18 protein-coding genes are annotated in these 18,495 nt (G+C 57.7%); 14 read left to right on the top strand and 4 right to left on the bottom strand.

What is annotated here, in order from left to right; translation table 11 throughout:
• The first annotated feature begins 1 nt into the window (after window position 1).
• From QZT71_RS00610 to QZT71_RS00585, 6 genes are read left to right on the top strand one after another with little or no spacing between them, the layout of a single operon-like run.
• The gene (locus tag QZT71_RS00610; RefSeq protein ID WP_295911160.1) at window positions 2-607 is read left to right on the top strand and encodes a YigZ family protein; all 606 of its coding nucleotides are present in this window, start codon (window positions 2-4) and stop codon (window positions 605-607) included.
• Window positions 607-3,396 carry an excinuclease ABC subunit UvrA gene (uvrA, locus tag QZT71_RS00605; RefSeq protein ID WP_295911158.1) on the top strand — a complete coding sequence of 930 codons (2,790 nt, stop codon included), beginning with the start codon at window positions 607-609 and terminating at the stop codon, window positions 3,394-3,396. The genes QZT71_RS00610 and uvrA overlap by 1 nt, the downstream gene beginning before the upstream one ends.
• 50 nt (window positions 3,397-3,446) lie before the next feature.
• The gene (locus QZT71_RS00600; protein ID WP_295911156.1) at window positions 3,447-4,661 is read left to right on the top strand and encodes a pitrilysin family protein; all 1,215 of its coding nucleotides are present in this window, start codon (window positions 3,447-3,449) and stop codon (window positions 4,659-4,661) included.
• A 5-nt stretch (window positions 4,662-4,666) separates the two neighbouring features.
• Window positions 4,667-5,263, top strand: coding sequence for a type 1 glutamine amidotransferase family protein (locus QZT71_RS00595; RefSeq protein WP_295911154.1), 597 nt, complete (start codon window positions 4,667-4,669; stop codon window positions 5,261-5,263).
• Entirely contained in the window at window positions 5,263-5,910 is a 648-nt protein-coding gene (locus tag QZT71_RS00590; RefSeq protein WP_295911153.1) for an O-methyltransferase, read from the top strand. Before QZT71_RS00595 ends, QZT71_RS00590 begins: the two co-directional genes overlap by 1 nt.
• 1 nt (window position 5,911) lies before the next feature.
• Complete coding sequence (locus QZT71_RS00585) at window positions 5,912-6,232, top strand: nucleotide pyrophosphohydrolase (RefSeq protein WP_295911152.1); 321 nt, start codon at window positions 5,912-5,914, stop codon at window positions 6,230-6,232.
• A gap of 204 nt (window positions 6,233-6,436) precedes the next feature.
• On the opposite strand, the gene QZT71_RS00580 is transcribed toward QZT71_RS00585, so the two are convergent.
• From QZT71_RS00580 to QZT71_RS00565, 4 genes are all read right to left on the bottom strand, one after another.
• Entirely contained in the window at window positions 6,437-8,668 is a 2,232-nt protein-coding gene (locus tag QZT71_RS00580; RefSeq protein WP_295911151.1) for a M56 family metallopeptidase, read from the bottom strand.
• On the bottom strand, window positions 8,668-9,051 hold the full coding sequence (locus QZT71_RS00575; RefSeq protein ID WP_295911150.1) for a BlaI/MecI/CopY family transcriptional regulator: 384 nt from the start codon (window positions 9,049-9,051) through the stop codon (window positions 8,668-8,670). Before QZT71_RS00575 ends, QZT71_RS00580 begins: the two co-directional genes overlap by 1 nt.
• 184 nt (window positions 9,052-9,235) lie before the next feature.
• Window positions 9,236-10,147 (bottom strand): hypothetical protein, encoded by a 912-nt coding sequence (locus tag QZT71_RS00570; RefSeq protein WP_295911148.1) that lies wholly within the window; start codon window positions 10,145-10,147, stop codon window positions 9,236-9,238.
• 300 nt (window positions 10,148-10,447) lie between these two features.
• Complete coding sequence (locus QZT71_RS00565) at window positions 10,448-12,190, bottom strand: phospho-sugar mutase (protein WP_295911146.1); 1,743 nt, start codon at window positions 12,188-12,190, stop codon at window positions 10,448-10,450.
• A gap of 227 nt (window positions 12,191-12,417) precedes the next feature.
• On the opposite strand from QZT71_RS00565, the gene dnaA reads away from it, so the two are divergent.
• The 8 genes from dnaA (at window position 12,418) to recA (ending at window position 18,494) form a co-directional block, all read left to right on the top strand.
• Window positions 12,418-13,830: a chromosomal replication initiator protein DnaA gene (gene dnaA, locus QZT71_RS00560; RefSeq protein ID WP_295911145.1), complete on the top strand. Its 1,413-nt coding sequence runs from the start codon at window positions 12,418-12,420 to the stop codon at window positions 13,828-13,830.
• Window positions 13,831-13,942: 112 nt separating this feature from the next.
• Entirely contained in the window at window positions 13,943-14,458 is a 516-nt protein-coding gene (locus QZT71_RS00555) for an STM3941 family protein (RefSeq protein ID WP_295911144.1), read from the top strand.
• A 4-nt stretch (window positions 14,459-14,462) separates the two neighbouring features.
• A complete protein-coding gene (locus QZT71_RS00550; RefSeq protein WP_295911142.1) occupies window positions 14,463-15,359 on the top strand; it encodes a YafY family protein in 897 nt (298 codons plus the stop codon).
• Between the two features lie 44 nt (window positions 15,360-15,403).
• A complete protein-coding gene (locus QZT71_RS00545; protein ID WP_295911139.1) occupies window positions 15,404-15,934 on the top strand; it encodes a cupin domain-containing protein in 531 nt (176 codons plus the stop codon).
• 123 nt (window positions 15,935-16,057) lie between these two features.
• Window positions 16,058-16,270, top strand: a complete 213-nt coding sequence (locus QZT71_RS00540) for a hypothetical protein (RefSeq protein ID WP_295911137.1) — start codon at window positions 16,058-16,060, stop codon at window positions 16,268-16,270.
• Between the two features lie 154 nt (window positions 16,271-16,424).
• A complete protein-coding gene (bcp, locus tag QZT71_RS00535) occupies window positions 16,425-16,886 on the top strand; it encodes a thioredoxin-dependent thiol peroxidase (RefSeq protein WP_295911136.1) in 462 nt (153 codons plus the stop codon).
• Between the two features lie 4 nt (window positions 16,887-16,890).
• On the top strand, window positions 16,891-17,448 hold the full coding sequence (locus QZT71_RS00530) for a hypothetical protein (protein ID WP_295911133.1): 558 nt from the start codon (window positions 16,891-16,893) through the stop codon (window positions 17,446-17,448).
• Between the two features lie 32 nt (window positions 17,449-17,480).
• On the top strand, window positions 17,481-18,494 hold the full coding sequence (recA, locus tag QZT71_RS00525) for a recombinase RecA (protein ID WP_295911132.1): 1,014 nt from the start codon (window positions 17,481-17,483) through the stop codon (window positions 18,492-18,494).
• The last annotated feature ends 1 nt before the right edge of the window (window position 18,495 follow it).

Here is an 18,495-nt window from a genome sequence, read left to right as displayed (position 1 = left end):
GGTGGAGGCCGAGGACAGCTATCTGACAATCGCGGCGGCGGCCGAGGCGGCATCGAGGGAGCGGAGCAGCAAATTCCTCTCCTTTGCCTATCCCGTGCAGTGCGAAGGGCAGATACGCGAAATACTCGACGGCCTGCGCAAAAAGTACTACGACGCCACACACCACTGCTATGCATGGCGGCTGGGGCCCGCAGGCGCAAGTTTCCGCGCCAACGACGACGGGGAGCCTTCGGGCACGGCGGGCAGGCCGATCCTCGGGCAGCTCCTGTCGAACGATTTGACGGACTGCCTCATCGTCGTCGTCCGCTACTTCGGCGGCACGAAGCTCGGCGTCCCGGGGCTGATTGCGGCCTACAAGGAGTCGGCGGCCGAAGCAATCGCTGCGGCCGAGGTTGTACGGCGTACCGTCGACCGTACCGTCCGGGTGGATTTTCCCTACATCGTCATGAACGACATCATGCGCGTTATCAAAGACGAGCAGCCCAAAATCGTATCGCAGGAGTTCGACAACCTCTGCACGATGGTGCTCACCATCCGCGAGAGCCGCGCCGCGGGACTGATTGAAAAACTGAAAAAAGCCGGGGGCTCGCTCCCCGAAAACGAATAATGGCACACGAAAATTCGATATATATCAAAGGTGCGCGGGTTCACAACCTCAAGAACATCGAGGTGGAAATTCCGCACGACAAACTGGTCGTCGTCACGGGCCTCTCGGGCTCGGGAAAGTCTACGCTGGCTTTCGACACGATCTTCGCCGAAGGACAGCGCCGCTATGTCGAGAGCCTCTCGGCATATGCCCGCCAGTTCCTCGGGAAAATCAACAAACCCGACGTGGACATCATCTCGGGCATTGCGCCGGCCATCGCCATCGAGCAGAAAGTCAACACGCGCAATCCCCGTTCGACGGTAGGCACCACGACCGAGATATACGACTACCTGAAACTGCTGTTCGCCCGCACCGGCCACACCTATTCGCCCGTATCGGGACAGGAGGTGCGCTGTTACAGCGTGGACGACGTGGCGGCCTACATCCAAGGGCTGGGCGAGGGCAGCCGCGTCGTCATCGCCGCACCGCTCGTACTGAGCCCGGGGCAGGGCATCATCGAGAAACTCACGCTGCTGCTCTCCGACGGCCTGATGCGCGTCCGGACGGGCGGCGAAACCCGCCTTATCGAGGACATCCTGCCCGGCATCGACGACAAGACCGACGCCGGAGAAATCCTCGTGGTCGTGGATCGTGCGCGTATCGCGGCGGACGACGACACACAGACTCGCCTGCGCGATTCGATTGCCCGCGCATTCTCCTACGGCGAGGGCATCTGCACGGTCATAAGCGACAGGGGCACGGCTGAATTTTCGTCGCGCTTCGAAGCCGACGGCATCGAGTTCGAACCGCCGACGGAGCACCTGTTCAGTTTCAACAACCCGCTGGGGGCATGTCCCCGCTGCGAGGGCTACGGCAAGGTAATCGGCATCGACGAAGACCTGGTAATCCCCGACAAGAGCAAAACCATCTACGAGGACGCCATAGCCTGCTGGCGCGGCGAAACGATGCGCAAATGGAAAGAGCGCCTCGTGGAGAATGCCTACAAGTTCGATTTCCCGATACACACCCCGTTCCATGAGCTGACGCAGGAGCAGAAACGGCTGCTGTGGCGCGGCAACGAATATTTCCACGGACTGGACGACTTCTTCGCCTACATCGACTCGGAGCGGCGCAAAATCCAGTTCCGCGTGATGAAGGCCCGCTATACGGGCAAGACCGCCTGCCCCGAATGCGGCGGCAGCCGCCTGCGCAAAGAGGCGCTGTACGTACGTGTCGGCGGGAAAACCATTGCCGATTTGGTGATAATGCCGGTCGACGAACTGATTCCGTTCTTCAACGGACTGGAACTCGACGAGCACGACGCGAAGACCGCGGCGCGCATCCTGGTCGAGATACGCAACCGCCTGCAATACCTGGCCGACGTAGGGTTGGGTTACCTGACGCTCGACCGCCTTTCGTCGACCCTCTCGGGCGGCGAAAGCCAGCGCATCAACCTTTCGACCTCGCTGGGCAGCAACCTCACGGGCTCGCTCTACATCCTCGACGAGCCCTCGATCGGCCTGCATCCGCGCGACACCAACCGGCTCATCAAGGTACTCAAGCAACTGCGCGACCTGGGCAATACGGTCATCGTCGTCGAGCACGAGGAGGAGGTAATCCGCGCCGCCGACTACATCGTCGACATCGGCCCCAAGGCGGGCTACAACGGCGGCGAAGTGGTTTTCAGCGGCACGCTGCCCCAGCTGCTCGAAAGCAGGAAGAGCCTGACGGCCGACTACCTGACCGGTCGCCGCTCGATAACGCCTCCCGCGACCGAACGCGGCTGGAGCAACTCGATCACAATCGAAGGAGCCCGCGAAAATAACCTCCGGAACATCGACGTACGGATTCCGCTGGGGGTGATGACCTGCATCACGGGCGTCAGCGGAAGCGGCAAATCGTCGCTTGCAAAGGGCATCCTCTACCCGGCGCTGCGGCGCATGCTTTTCGACACGGGCGTCAAGCCGGGCGATTTCGACGGCATCACGGGGAACGTGCAGCTGCTCAAATCGGTGGAGATGATCGACCAGAATCCCATCGGCAAATCGTCGCGCTCGAACCCGGTGACCTACATCAAGGCTTACGACGAAATCCGCAAACTGTTCGCCGACCAACCTTACGCCCAACATACGGGACTCGGGGCTTCGTCGTTCTCGTTCAACATCGCAGGAGGACGCTGCGAGGAGTGCCAGGGCGAGGGTGTGATCAAGGTTTCGATGCAGTTCATGGCCGATGTCGAACTGGTCTGCGAAGCGTGCGGGGGCAGGCGTTTCCGCGACGAAATCCTCGAGGTGAAATACCGCGGCAAGTCAATCTACGACGTGCTGGAGATGACCGTCGACGACGCAATCGCGTTCTTCGGTGAAGACAGGAAGGACTCGACCTGCAAGCGCATCGTCGAACGGCTCAAACCGCTGCAGGACGTGGGGCTGGGCTACATCAAGCTCGGACAGTCGTCGTCGACCCTTTCGGGCGGCGAGAGCCAGCGCGTGAAACTGGCGTCGTTCCTCACCAAGGACAGCGCGCAGGGCGGCGTAATGTTCATCTTCGACGAACCCACGACAGGACTCCATTTCCACGACATCAACAAGTTGCTGGCGGCATTCAACGCCCTGATCGAACGGGGACACACAATCGTCGTCGTGGAGCACAACATGGACGTCATCAAATGCGCCGACTGGGTCGTCGACCTGGGGCCCGAGGCGGGCACGGGCGGCGGCAACGTCGTATTCGAGGGCACGCCCCGCAACCTGGAGCAATGCCCGGCGAGCCACACGGGCCAATACCTCCGCCTGCGTACGAAATTATAACGTAACCCCGCCCCGGAAAGGGCGGAAATCCCCGGACAAGCGACAACACAATGGAATTCTTCACATACAGACTCCCCAACGGCATACGGGGCATCCACCGGCAGGTGAAAAGCAACGTGGCGCACTGCGCGCTGGTCGTCAATGCCGGAAGCCGCGACGAACACCCGGAGCAATACGGGCTGGCGCATTTCACCGAACACGCATTTTTCAAGGGCACGCAGCGCCGCCGCGCCTGGCAGGTCAACTGCCGGCTGGAAAACCTCGGCGGCGAGCTGAACGCCTTTACCACCAAGGAGGATACGACCATCCACGCCACGACGCTGCGCGGGGACTTCCCCAAGGCGGCCGAACTGATTGCCGACATCGCATTCCGCTCGACGTTCCCCGATCGGGAACTGGAGCGGGAGAAGGAGGTAATCGTCGACGAAATCAACACCTACAAGGATTCGCCCGCCGACCTGATTTACGACACGTTCGAAGACATGCTCTTCGCGGGGTCGGAGCTGGGGCACAACATCCTGGGCCGCAAAAACGCGCTGGCACGCTATAACGGCGACGCCATCCGCGCCTTCACGGGCCGCACGCATACCACCGACCAGATGGTCTTTTCATCCATCGGCAACTTCACGGCCAAGACCGCCGAAGCGGTCGCCGCGCGTTACTTCGCGGAACAGATCACGGCAACACGCAGCTTCGACCGCGCGGCGCCCGCTCCCTGCACGGCTTTCGAGAAAACCGTAGTAAAACACACCCACCAAACGCATTGCATCATCGGCAACCGCGCCTACGGCATCGGCGAGGAAAAGCGCCTGCCGCTGGCCCTTTTGGTGAATATCCTCGGCGGACCGTGCGCCAATTCGCTGCTGAACGTCGTGGTACGCGAGAAAAACGGACTGTCGTACAACATCGAGGCAAGCTACACGCCGTACAGCGACACGGGCATCGTGGCCATCTATTTCAGTTCCGAGAACGGCAATACGGCGCAGTGCATCGAACTGATTGAAGGCGAGTTGCGCAAGCTTCGCACCGCGCCGCTCACGGCACGCCAGCTCTCGATGGCAAAAAAACAGTTCATCGCCCAGCTGGCCATCTCGAGCGAGAGCAACGAAGGGTACATGCTCGGCGCGGGCAAGAGTTTCCTGACCCACGACGACGTGGACACGATGGAACAGGTTTATGCCAAGGTGCGCACGCTGACCGCATCGCAGTTGACGGAGGTGGCCGAAGAGGTTTTTTCCGGCATGTCGAGGCTTATCTATAAATAAAGGATATGGAAAAAGAGATTGTAATCGTCCTGCTCGACGATTTTGCAGACTGGGAGGCGGCATTCCTCGCCCCGGCGCTGCGTACGGGCGTAATGCCGGGACACACGCCATTCTGCGGCACGAAATACATGACACCCGACGGAAAAGCCGTCCGCTCGCTGGGCGGGATGCAGGTAACGCCCGACTGCGACGCATCGGCGCTTCCCGGCAACTGTGCGGGAGTGATTCTTGTCGGCGGCATGCGGTGGCAGTCGGACGAGGCGCTGCGGATTGTGCCGCTCGTCGAGGAGGCACTCGCGCGCGGAGTGCTCGTCGGGGCCATCTGCAACGCTGCGTCGTTCCTGGCCGCACACGGGTTCCTGAACGGCGTACGGCACACGGGCAACACTGTCGAAATGCTGAAAAAGTGGGGCGGGGAGCGCTACACGGGCCAGGCGCTCTACGAAGAGCGGCAGGCCGTGCGCGACGGCAACATCGTGACGGCCAACGGCACCGGCTGCCTCGAATTCACCCGCGAATGCCTGCTTGCCCTCGGCGCCGACACGCCCGAGGCGGTCGATGCGTCGTACAAGTTCAACAAACACGGTTTCTGCAAGGCGTAATGGAGGCCCTCGAACAATACATCCGCGCCCACACCTCGCCCGAAGAGGCATTGCTGCACGAGCTCGACCGCGAAACCAACCTGCGTGTCGTGCAGCCCCGCATGCTTTCGGGGCATATCCAAGGACGCCTTTTGGAAATGCTCGTGCGGATGCTCCGGCCGCGGCGCGTCCTCGAAATAGGTACGTTTACGGGTTATTCGGCGCTCTGCATGGCAGCAGGGCTGGACGGGGAGGCCGAACTGCATACCGTCGAAGTGGAAGACGAGCTGGAAGAGCTGGCGCAGTCGTTCTTCGACCGCAGCGCCCACGGCTCCAAAATCCGGCTGCACATCGGTTCGGCGCTCGCCATCGCTCCGGCGCTGGGCATAGAGTTCGACCTCGTATTCATCGACGGCGACAAGCGCGAGTATCCGGACTACTACCGGATGCTGATGGGCGACGACGGCGGCAAACCGCTGGTGCACAGCGGATCGGTGCTGATTGCAGACAATATCCTCTGGTCGGGGAAAGTCGTGCAGCCCGTCGCACACAACGACCGCCACACACAGGCGCTCGTGGAATTCAACCGCATGGTCGTCGAAGACCCGCGGGTCGAAAACGTAATCGTCCCGTTGCGCGACGGCCTGAACCTGATACGCATAAAATAAGATGGAAATCAAAGAATTACAGGAACGTGTCGACGCATGGATCAAGGAGTACGGCGTGCGTTACTTCAGCGAACTGACGAATATGGCCGTACTCACGGAAGAGGTGGGGGAGCTGGCGCGCATCATGGCGCGCAAATACGGCGACCAGTCGTTCAAAGAGGGAGAGAAATGCAACCTCGCGGACGAAATGGCCGACGTGCTGTGGGTATTGACGTGCCTTGCCAACCAAACGGGCGTAGACCTCACGGCTGCCATGGAAGCGAACTTCGCCAAGAAAACCTCCCGCGACAGGGAACGGCATAAAAACAATCCGAAACTCTGATAGATGCAAGCCGGACGCACAAGGCCGGATACGAGACACGCCCCGTAAGAAATGGCCGGGGAAAGGCAAAGAATGTTGCGCCGGGTTTAAAAACCCGATACGAATACGGAAAGTCTGATACGAAAAAACATCCCGCACAGGGCCGGAAGCCGCTGTGCGGGATGTTTGCATCGAGAAAGCACCGGAGAGAACCGGATATGCCGGTTATCGCCGGGGAAGCGTGCGGGGTTCGGCCAGCGTGTGCGGTTCGGCCTCGGAAACTTTCAGCGGCACGGCCCGCATCACCACCTGCCGCTGTGCGTCGGACAGTTCATCAAAGGCTTTTCCGAACTGCCGCAGCGCCAACCCGGCGCGGACATCGTCGAACGCCTGCGCAATGCGGCTCTGCACTTCGCGATAGCGACCGTAGGAGGCATCGCGGGCCATTTGCAGCGATACGACGCCCTGGCTCACCGGATAACTCATCTTACCGCCGCCGGGAAGGTCGAATTCGGCATCCGACCTCTCGGAAAACCCGGAATCGTTGGACGGGTTGAGCACGAACGCCTTGACACGCGCCGTAAGTTCCCCGGCATCAATCACCTCCTGCCGGCCGGCAGTCCCGGCCATCACCTTGCCCGAGCCGTTGACCAGCACCAGAAACAGATTGCGCTCCTTGATTCTGAAATCGTTGCCGGAGGATGTCACATCGGTGACATTTATCCTTCCGTCGACCGGCTGTACCGTCGTATCCGGCGGCAGCATGCGCACGACCGCACGGTCGTCGGTTCCGTCATACAGCACACGCAGTATGCCGGCGGCACGCAAAGCCTGTTTCACGTCGGTCACAACGCCCATACTCGTATTTTTCCGGGCCATAATCCATGCTCCGACATCGGCAGAGGGACGCTCACTGCGCCACGCGATAAGCCGTTCTTTCAATCCGGCGGTCGTTGCAGGCTCGCCGTTCAGCAGTATGTTCCCGTCGGAAGAAACCTGTATAAGGACAGTATTCAGCGAAGTTTCCACCACATTTTTCATCTCCCGGTTCCAGTTCCCGTAACTATTGGCGGAAATGCGGTACCAGTCACCCACCGAGAGCCTCACAGTATTCCGCAACAAGGCATCGAAGCATTCGAAACTCCGGTCGGCGCTGTTCACAATCAGGCTGTCGCAGGTTATTTCCGTCAAGCCGTCTTTCATCGTCGGGTCGGGCGAATCGTCCCTGAAACGGACACGCACGTTGCCGGCGAATATCATCGTTTGTACATCGGACGGATAGACCCTGTCGGCACAGAGCACCTCCAGCAGGCCCGAAGAGCCGAATGTCACCGTTTTGTTTACGGCGGTCGCCGGATTACCGGAAACTTCGTCCGCAGGCAGCTGCTGCATAGCCTCCCGGCCGGCGCCGGAAAGGATTTCGCGCTGCGCAGCCACATAGCCGGACAGCTCGTCGCGGGTAACGGAACGCCCGTTCAGGGTGATGGCGCCGTTTTCGCCGATATGGACGGATGTTCCGTCAGGGGCTTCGGCATCGGGCGTCCGGGTCGTAAAACTGCAAAGGAGTATCATTCCCGCCACTATCGGGACGGCTGCACCGAGGCGCAGGAACGCGAATCGGCGCATTCGGAATTGTGTCATCATGGCAAATCGGTTTTTAGTGAGTGAATGATTCAACCCGCAGGCTATATCCGGATTATAACCGAAGAGTTGACGGAAAATAATCGTTCTGTATTCGGTAAGGTCGTATCCCGCGTCGAGCACGTCGCGGTCGGCTTCCCACTCCTGCACCTCGGAGAGCCAGCGTGCAGCTATCCACACGAATGGATTGAACCAGAAGATACAGCGCACCGATTCGACGGCTATACGCTCGCAGGTGTGGCGATGGCGAATGTGGCTCGCCTCGTGGCAAAGCACGATTCCGCGCCTGCGCCCCTCGTAGCCCTCGCCGAGAAAGACCGTACGAAAGAATGAAAAGGGTGTTTCGACCTGCTGATTCTCCGCAACCGCATATTCCCCGCACTCGGTAATCCGGGAACGGCGGCGCAGGCGCCGGATACCGGCGATGCGCACAGCGAGGATTCCCAGCGACACGGCCGCAGTCAGCACATACAATACAAGGAGTGCGACGCGGGCGACATGTCCCCAATCGACAGCCGGAGCCGTAAATTCGTCCGGCACCCTTATTTCCGCCATCGTCCCGACACCGATGCCGTCAGGCTCCGGCAACTCCGCCGCAGGCACGGCTGCAATCAGCGGCAGCGGATAAACCACCGTGCGGGCAGGGTAGAGGGGAATGTTGAGTGCCGGAATCACGACGGAGAGCCACACAGCGAACACCAGATAACGGCGGCAGGCCGCATAGGAAACCTTGCGGACGAGCAGCAGGCGGTAAAAAGCCAGCAGCAAACCGCTGCAAAAAAGCACTTCAAGCAGGTAAAGGGCCGGGGATTTCATCACTTGCGTTTTTTGAGCATGTCCAGGATAGCATCGGTTTCCTCCAGCGAAATCGCCTTGTTTTCGGAGAAGAACGACACCAGCCGGCTCACGGAACCGCCGAAGAAGTTGTTCAGCACGGTATCCATATAACGGCGCGCATAGTCGTCTTTCGAGATAAGGGGGTAATATTCGTGGGTCTTGCCATAGGCCTTGTGCGACACGAAACCTTTCTTTTCGAGAATGCGGACAATTGTCGAAACGGTGTTGTAGGCCGGTTTGGGTTCGTCCATCTCGTCGAGAATATCGTGTACGACGACGGCTCCTTTGGCCCATAAAACCTGCATGATTTCCAGTTCTGCACGGGTCAGTTCCTGCGGTCGGCTCTTCGCTGTTTCTGCCATAACTATATATTTAGTTGATTATCCTGACACGAAGGTAAAACTAAAATATTAGTTATACAACTATTTTTTTAATTATTTTTCCGGAAAAGTAAAAAACCCGCTCTCAACGGCTTGAGAGCAGGGTAGCACCTATTCGGTAAGGAGTCATTCCGGAAGGACAGGCAATCGTACGCGGCCGGAATCGCTACTCGGCAAGTTCGATACATATCGCGCCGTATTTTCCCGGCCTGCCGTACTTTTGCACCGCTTCGACGGGCAGCATGTAGAAATAGCGCATAGGAACTGCCGCTGCCATCGAAAATGCGTTGGTATGGCACATCTTCAGCCACGATTCGAGGGTGGAGAATTCACCGTCGAAAATCACGAGCGGCCGGCGATCGGGATAAATATCCCCGATAACGACTCCCTGGTCCGTGCCGTAGCGGGCCATCGTTTCATCGTCGGTATGTATCTCGAGCGTGCGCAGCACCAATCCGTCGATAAACTGAAAAATACTGCCCGGAACACGCACGCCGTCGAGCTCATAGACGGCCTTGTCGGACAACTCGCGCCACAGTTCGTCGGGCACCTTGAACATCAGTTCGTTCCCGAGCGCCTTGCGCGCCGCTTCGTATTCGTCGCGCAGGGTGTACGACCCAATATATTTCGGGACATAGCGCATTTTGCGGCTCTTCGGGTCGTACTGCTCGCCCCCGAACCAGTTGTAGCCCGCAACATTGCCGAGCAGGTGAGGACGCACCCCCTTTTTACGGCTGCGTTCGGTGAAAAATTTCAGCAACCGTACCTTTTCACGCCGTGTCGTATCCGAAAGCCGCATGCGGCGGTTCTTAACCCGTACCTTGCGCACGTTCCACAAGGTTACGGCATCGTAGGCTACGGCCTCCGTAGTGCGTTTTTTGTTGAGCTTATAGGCAAACGGCCGTCCGGCAGCCGCAGCTGCAAGGTCGGAGTAGGGTGCCTGATCGGCCACCTCCTCGCGCTGCGCCTGATCGAAACGAAGTTGCGCCTCGGGTTTCTGCGGTTCCTGGGCCGACACCCCGGCTATCGCCATGCAAGCGCCCGCAAGGGCCGCTGTCCGGATAAAGACATTTTTCATACGTCTGTTACTAAAATTTTAGTAAAAATAGAACTAAAAATTTAGATGTGCAAATTTCTGTGGGTAATAACACGCCGGCAACAACAATTCCCGAAACGATCGTCGACGCGACTCCCCGGGCACAGCCGCTGCCGGAACGGAAAAACCGGCAGCAGGAGTATGACAGCAGCGCATGGAGGCAGGGCAAGAGCAGTATGCGGAAGTGAAGCGCAGGGATAGACGCCTTGAAACCTGCGGAACGACAACGTCCCGAACTCGTATGAGTCCGGGACGTTTTTCAGAAACACGGCAGGGTAGCGACTACTCCAGTTTGAGGTCTTTCTTGATACCCTCGATTTTGGCGTCGAGTTCGCCCAACACCCGCTCGAAGTCCGCGACCGATTGCAGGGGAGCCTTCACGCCGAAATAGAACTTGATTTTCGGCTCCGTACCCGACGGGCGAACAGAAACGAGCGTTCCGTCCTCGGTAAACCACTGGAGCACATTGCTCTGATCCTGCACGATTGGGGTCTTGGCGCCGCTCTTCACATCGGTCTGCTCGAGCGAAAGGAAGTCGTTGATTTTCACTACGGGCGAACCGAGAATCGTTTTGGGCGGGTTTTCGCGGAAGTCGACCATCATCTTCTGAATCAGCTCGGCGCCCTCCTTGCCCTTGCGGACGACCGAAACGAGGCCCTCGCGGTAGAAACCGTACTTCACATAGAGTTCCTGCAGCCACTCGTAGAGCGTCAGGCCCATCGTATCCATGGCCCATGCGGCTGCCTCGGCTGCCAGCGAGCAGGCCGACACGGCATCCTTGTCGCGCACGTAGTCGCCCGCAAGGTAGCCGAACGACTCCTCGCCGCCGCCGATATACTTGGCCTTGCCTTCGTTCTCGCGGATAATCTTGGCGATGTACTTGAAACCCGTGAGGCAGTCGTAGCACTTCACCTTGAAATAATCGGCCACGGCGTTGGCCATCTGCGAGGTAACGATGGTCTTCACGACATACTGGTTGCCGTCCAGCTCGCCGCGCTCGGCCCAGCGGGTCAGCTGGTAGCTCAACAGCAGCACGAGGGTCTGGTTGCCGTTCAGCAGCACGTATTCGCCTTTCTTGTTGCGAAGCGCCACGCCGATCCGGTCGGAATCGGGGTCGGTGGCCAGCACGAGGTCGGCGCCCTGCTTCGCTGCGAGGTCGATAGCCATCGACATGGTTTTGCGCTCCTCGGGATTGGGCGACTCGACGGTGGGGAAGTTGCCGTCGATGACGGACTGCTCGGGAACCATGATTACGTTCGTGAAACCAAACTTCTTCAGCGACGCAGGAACCAGGCGGACGCCCGCACCGTGCATCGGGGAGTAGACAATCTTCATGTCGTGGTACTTCTTCACGCTTTCGGGCGAGAGCGACAGTTCGTGTACCTTATTTAAATAGATTTCGTCGAATTTCTCGTCGAGCACCTGAATGTTCTCCGGATTCCTGCCCGTTAGAATCATGTTCACGTCGGTAATCTTCTCCACCTCGGCGATGATGTTCTTGTCGTGCGGCGCAGTGACCTGCGAACCGTCCGTCCAATAGGCCTTGTAACCGTTGTACTCCTTGGGGTTGTGCGAGGCGGTAACCACCACGCCCGAATGGCATTTCAACTCGCGGATGGCGAAGCTCAATTCGGGCGTCGGACGCAGGGCGTCGAACAGGAAAACGGTAAATCCGTTCGAGGCGAAAATGTCGGCGACACGCTCGGCGAACATACGCGAATTATTGCGGCTGTCGTGCCCGATCGCAACCCGGATCTGCTCGCCCGCGAAGTTCTTCTTGAGGTAGTTCGCAAGCCCCTGTGTCGCAGCGCCTACGGTATAGACATTCATGCGGTTGGAACCCACACCCATGATGCCGCGCAGGCCGCCCGTGCCGAATTCGAGGTCTTTGTAAAAGCTTTCGACAAGCTCTTTCATATCGTTATCCATCAGGTACTTAACCTGTTTTTTAGTGGCTTCATCGTAGTGGCCGTCAAGCCATGTCTGTGCTTTTTTCAGCACCATTTGCTCCAATTCGTTAGCCATAAGTCTTATTAGTTTTATTTATAATTTAGTTATAAGATGATTCAAAAAATTTATATGCAAATATATAAAATATATTTCGATTATTCAATATCAGGGAGTTAAAATCGACCATCCGGAAACCGTTGTTTTTCTATATATAAAAAAAGTGAAATTGCAACATATTTTCGGAAATCTTTTTGCAAAATTATTCACAACTTTGTCACATCAAAAACAGTGCAACCCTTATCATGTTAAACAACACGCAGACATATAGCGATATGTGGCAGAACTGCCTTGACCGCATCAAGGCACAGACTTCCGAAGAGGAGTTCGCGAAGTGGTTCCAGCCTATCGTACCGCTCGAATTCGACGGCACCAACCTGCGCCTGCGTGTCCCCAACGAAAGTTACGTACACCAGATCGAGAAGAACTACATTCCGTTCCTGCGCCCGATCATCTCGCAACTCTACGGGCAACAGACCCGGCTGCACTATGCCGTGCCCCGCTCGGTCACTCCGGTCGTACCCGTTACCGCCGACGCCGACACCACGGCCATCTCGCGTTTCAACACGCAGACCAACACGGCAAATATAAAGAATCCTTTCGTTATTCCGGGACTCAAAAAGATAATTATCGACCCGCAGCTCAATCCGGGCCTCACGTTCGCGACTTTCATCGAGGGCGAGTGCAACCGGCTGGCACGCTCGGCGGGCATGTCCGTCGCGGTGAATCCGGGCAACAATCCGTTCAACCCCTTATATATATACGGGGATTCGGGACTGGGCAAAACCCATATCGTGCAGGCCATCGGCCACGAGGTGCGCCAGCGCCACCCCGAACTGCAGGTGCTGTACGTGTCGATGAACAAGTTCCAGGCACAGTTCCAGACCGCCTACAAGAACGGTGAAATCCCCGATTTCATCCACTTCTACCAGATGATCGACGTACTGATCATCGACGACATTCAGGAGCTGACCGGGAAGACGGGTACGCAGAACGCGTTCTTCAATATCTTCAACCACCTGCAGCTGGCGGGCAAACAACTGATTCTCACTTCGGACAAGCCGCCCGTGGAGCTGAAAGACATCGAGCAGCGGCTGCTGACCCGCTTCAAGTGGGGACTTTCGGCACAGCTCAATACGCCGGACTACGATACGAAACTCAAGATTATCCGCGTCAAGGCGCAGAAACTCGGGGCGCAGATTTCGGACGACGTCGTGGCCTACCTGGCCGACAATATCTCGGCCAACGTGCGCGAAATCGAGGGTGCGCTCTCGTCGCTGGTGGCGAACGCTTCGTTCCTCGGCCGCAAAATCACCACATCGCTGGCAAAGGAGATACTCAAAGTGTATGTCCAGCTCTACCAGAAGGAAATCACGATCGACCATATCATCAAGGTCGTATGCGAATACCTGAACCTCGATTTCGCCCGCTTCAACTCCACCGAGCGCACACGGGAAATCGCGCAGGCCCGCCAAATCGCGATGTACCTCTCGAAGCAGCACACCAAGGCGCCGCTCACGACCATCGGTTCGGCAATCGGAGGGCGCAACCACGCGACCGTACTCCACTCGTGCAAGGCCGTATCGAACCTGATTGAAACCGACAAGGCATTCCGCCGCCAGGTCGAAGAAATAGAAAAGAAAGTACTGGCGCAGTAAGCTTCGCGGAAGACGGAAATCTTCCGAAAAGCTGCGCGCCTTTGCATACCGTAATACCCAAACAGGGAGCCGTGACAGGTTTTGTCACGGCTTTTTTTATATCTTTGTCTCCATGAAAAGAATCTATCGTTTCAAGGTTCTGCGGATGGCAGCATTGCTGCTGCTGTGCGCTCCGGCATTCGTCGCATGCGGAGTGCTGCTCATCCGCCTGCGGCCGCAAAATCCGCTTATCTGGATAATCGGGTGTCTGGGGAGCCTTTTCTTCGGAGCCTGTTTCATCTACGGACTCGGCATTCTCCGACAATTGTCACGCAACAGCGAAGCCCTGATACTCACACCGGAAAAAATCACAATACGCCAGCCAAACGGGAAACAATACGACCTGAAATGGAGCGAGATCCGGGTTTTCAATGAAATCCGACTCCAGAGCCAGTCTTTTATCGCAGTCGTCACGTATGAAATCCCGGAAGAGGCCAGGCAGGAACGCAACCGGTTTCGCATGCGACTGACCAAATGGAACCGCAGCCTGACGGGATCCGCGATAAACATCTCGCCGGATTTAATCAGCTGCCAACGCAACGAACTATACAAAACGCTTTGCCGATACCTCGAAAAATACGGACAATAACAGTATGGACCAACCCAAACTCGAACGCCTGCTGCGGCTGATGAAGCTGCTGACGGCGAATACCACGTACAACATCGACCAGCTGGCCGAACGGCTCGACATGTCGCGCCGCACGGTATACCGCTATATCGACACGTTCCGCGAGGCGGGCTTCGTCATCAAAAAATCGGGCGACTGCATCCGCCTCGACAAGGAATCGCCGCATTTCCGCGACATCTCGCAGCTGGTACATTTCACCGAAGAAGAGGCCGTAATCCTGAAAAGCGCCATCGAGAACATCGACGACACGAACATGCTGAAGCAGAACCTCAAGCGCAAACTCTACTCGGTCTACGACAACAAAACGCTGGCCGACACGGTGGTCAGGGGCAAGAACGCCCCGAACATCCGCACGCTGATCGAGGCCATCGGCGAGCAGCGGCAGGTCGTCCTGCACAGCTACCAGTCGGCACACGGCGGCGAAGTCCGCGACCGCAGGGTAGAGCCGTTCGCCTTTACCACCAACTATGTGCAGGTGTGGTGTTACGACCCGGAAGCCGGCGCCTGCAAGTTATTCAAGACTTCGCGCATCGGAGCGGTGGAACTTACCGAAGCCGCATGGGAGCACGGGAAGGAGCACTGCGAGGGATTCATCGACGTTTTCCGCATGCACGGACAAACACGCCACCGGGTACAATTGGAACTGGGATTACTGGCCTACAACCTGCTGTGCGAGGAGTATCCGCTGGCCGAGCGCGACGTCCGGCCGTCGGGCCGGGGACGCTGGCTGCTCGACACGGAGGTCGCAGGATACGCCGGAGTGGGACGCTTCGTCGTGGGACTGCTGGACGACATCCGCATCGTCGATTCGCCGGGACTGGCGAAATATATCCGCGAATATATCGACGCGAACATTTTTTAGCACGGTTTTTTCATTATATTTGTGTAAAACAAAACACCGACACCATGAAAACAAACACCGCAATAATGCTGGGAGTGCTGTGCACGGCACTTGCGACCGGCTCCTGCTGCCGGCAGGCCCCGGCACCGGAAACGCCCGGCGCAAAAACGACCGGAGAGGTCGTATTCAAAGATTACGGAGCCGGGCCGACCGTGCTGAACATCGAAGACTATACGCTGTCGAACGAGAATTTCAGGACTACGCTCTGGACGGGCAATAACCTGCAGGTCACGGTAATGGCGATTCCCGTCGGCTGTGACGTCGGGCTGGAACAGCACCATGACATCGACCAGTTCCTGCGCATCGAACAGGGTACGGCACAGGTGATGATGGGCGACAGCGAGGACAACCTCGACTTCGTGCGGGAAGCCTCGGACGATTTCGCGATTTTCGTTCCCGCCGGGAAATGGCACAACATCGTCAACAAGGGGAACACGCCGCTGAAAATCTACTCGATTTACGCCCCCGCAGAGCATCCCCACGGCACCGTGCACAAGACCCAGCAGGAGGCCATGGAGGCCGAACACCATCATTAGGCCGCCCGGCTTTCCCGAAAAAAACGTATGTTTTCCGAAAAAACATACGTTTTTTCTTTGTGTGTCACAAGTTGTCACAACAGAGCCGTTCCTTTGTATCGTGAACCTAAAAAGAAAACAATTATGGGAACAGCTTACAAAATCAGGTGCAAGCACTGCGGAGCGCAGTTCGAGCACTACATGCAGCCCGGCTACGGCATGCTGCCGATGTGCGTGGGATGCGGCGAATACGTCGAAACAGAAACGGCGATCCGGTGTCCGGCATGCCTGAAAAAACTCAACACCTCGAAGGAGGAGTTCAACGAACAGATAGAGGTGACCTACATGTGGGATTGAGCCGCAAAAAAGTGGGCGCGGGAGGCGCAGAAATCCACGGAAAATTTATATCTTTACACAAAATACGCCCTGCCCGGGCATTACGCCGAAAAATCGGCGCGGCGCACGGCACGTACTATTTTTAAGGAAACAAAAAACAATTTTTCGCAAACCGATGACACAGTTGCAGGTAGGGGATATGGCCCCCGATTTCAAGTCCACGACACAAGACGGTGAGCCCCTGTCGCTTGCCGACCTGAAAGGACAGCGCACGATACTCTATTTTTATCCCAAGGACAACACGTCGGGCTGCACGCTCGAGGCCAAAAGCCTGCGCGACGGCAAGGCAGAGTTAGCGCGGATGGGATTCCGCATTATCGGCGTGAGCCCCGACAGCGAAAAGTCGCACAAAAACTTCTGTGCGAAGCACGACCTGAATTTCACGCTGCTGTCCGACACCGACCACAGCGTCTGCGAAGCCTACGGGGTCTGGGCCGAGAAATCGATGTACGGCCGCAAATACATGGGCGTACTGCGCACGACGTTCGTTATCGACGCCGAGGGGCGTATCGAGAAATTGTTTACGAAGGTAAACACCGCAAACCATTACCAGCAGATTCTGGACGCATACAAATAGGCGAATGAAACGGTTCGGGAGCATATTACTGGCAGCAGGCTGCCTGTTCGGCACCTTGCAGTCGCATGCAAGGCAGCTCCCGGCGGAACCGGCGCAGGGCTCTCCGAAGCACCCCGCACAGGAACTCCCTGCGGGAGTAGCAGCAGAACGGCCGGCGGCACCGCAGCAGGAATTCCCGGCTGATTTCGCGGCCAAGGCGCATGCCGCGGCCCGCGAACTGCGGATGCTCCCGCCCGAAGAGTTCAGCCTCCAATGGCTGCGCGAGGAGGTCGACCCGATACAGCGGGCCCGCCGCAAGATAAGAGAGGAGATGCAGCACCGCGCCATGACGCAGGAGTCGGTGATAAAAGCACACCGGCACACGCAGAAGCGCGACCTGAACAAAGAGGTCGGCTCTTGGCGGATGAGCATCGGCAACACTTCGGTCGACAACTGGAGTCCTTTTCAGGATCGTGCGCTGGACGCCCGGACGATACGCTTCCCCGTTCCGCGCGACGCACGGGCGGACAAACGCACCGACCAGATGAAAGCCCTCGACAGGATGCGGCGGCAAGGCAGATAAGCGTAAAATAAAAGAAAATAACAACCAAAACAATGGCAGAAAAAGTACAGGTAAACGCGGATAAGCTCAAAGTGCTTAACGCAGTAATGGAAAAAATAGAAAAGGACTTCGGCAAAGGTTCGATCATGCGCATGAACTCGCAGGAGGTGAACGACGTGCCGGTTATCCCGACAGGGTCGATCACCCTCGACATGGCCCTCGGCGTAGGCGGCTATCCCAAAGGCCGCGTCGTGGAAATTTACGGTCCCGAATCATCGGGTAAAACGACCCTCGCCATCCACGCCATCGCCGAAGCCCAGAAAGCGGGCGGCATCGCGGCGTTTATCGACGCCGAGCATGCTTTCGACAGTTTCTACGCACAGAAGTTAGGCGTAGACGTCGACAACCTGCTGATTTCGCAGCCCGACAACGGCGAGCAGGCGCTGGAAATCGCCGACTCGCTGATTCGTTCGAGCGCCATCGACATCATCGTTATCGACTCGGTAGCGGCGCTGACGCCCAAGGCCGAAATCGAAGGCGAGATGGGCGACTCGAAAATGGGTCTGCAGGCCCGGCTGATGTCGCAGGCGCTGCGCAAACTCACCTCGAGCATCTCGAAAACCAAGACGGTCTGCATCTTCATCAACCAGTTGCGCGACAAAATCGGCATCGTATACGGCAACCCCGAAACCACGACGGGCGGTAATGCGCTGAAGTTCTACGCCAGTGTGCGTATCGACATCCGCCGCATGTCGGTCATCAAGGACGGCGAAGACCAGTTAGGCACCCGCACCAAGGTCAAGGTGGTGAAAAACAAGGTGGCACCGCCGTTCAAACGCGCGGAATTCGACATCATGTTCGGCGAAGGCATCTCGAAAATCGGCGAGATTGTTGATCTGGGCGTCGACTACGGCGTACTCAAGAAAGCCGGTTCCTGGTTCTCGTACGGCGACAGGAAGATAGGACAGGGGCGCGACGCGGTCAAGGAACTGCTGAAAAACGACGGGGAGCTCCGCAGCGAAATCGAGGCCAAGGTACGCGAGGCCATGAAGAACCCTAAAGCATAAG

It is taken from the genome of uncultured Alistipes sp., assembly GCF_902388705.1.
Classification (GTDB): Bacteria; Bacteroidota; Bacteroidia; order Bacteroidales; family Rikenellaceae; genus Alistipes.
This window is presented reverse-complemented; position numbering and strand designations above follow the sequence as displayed.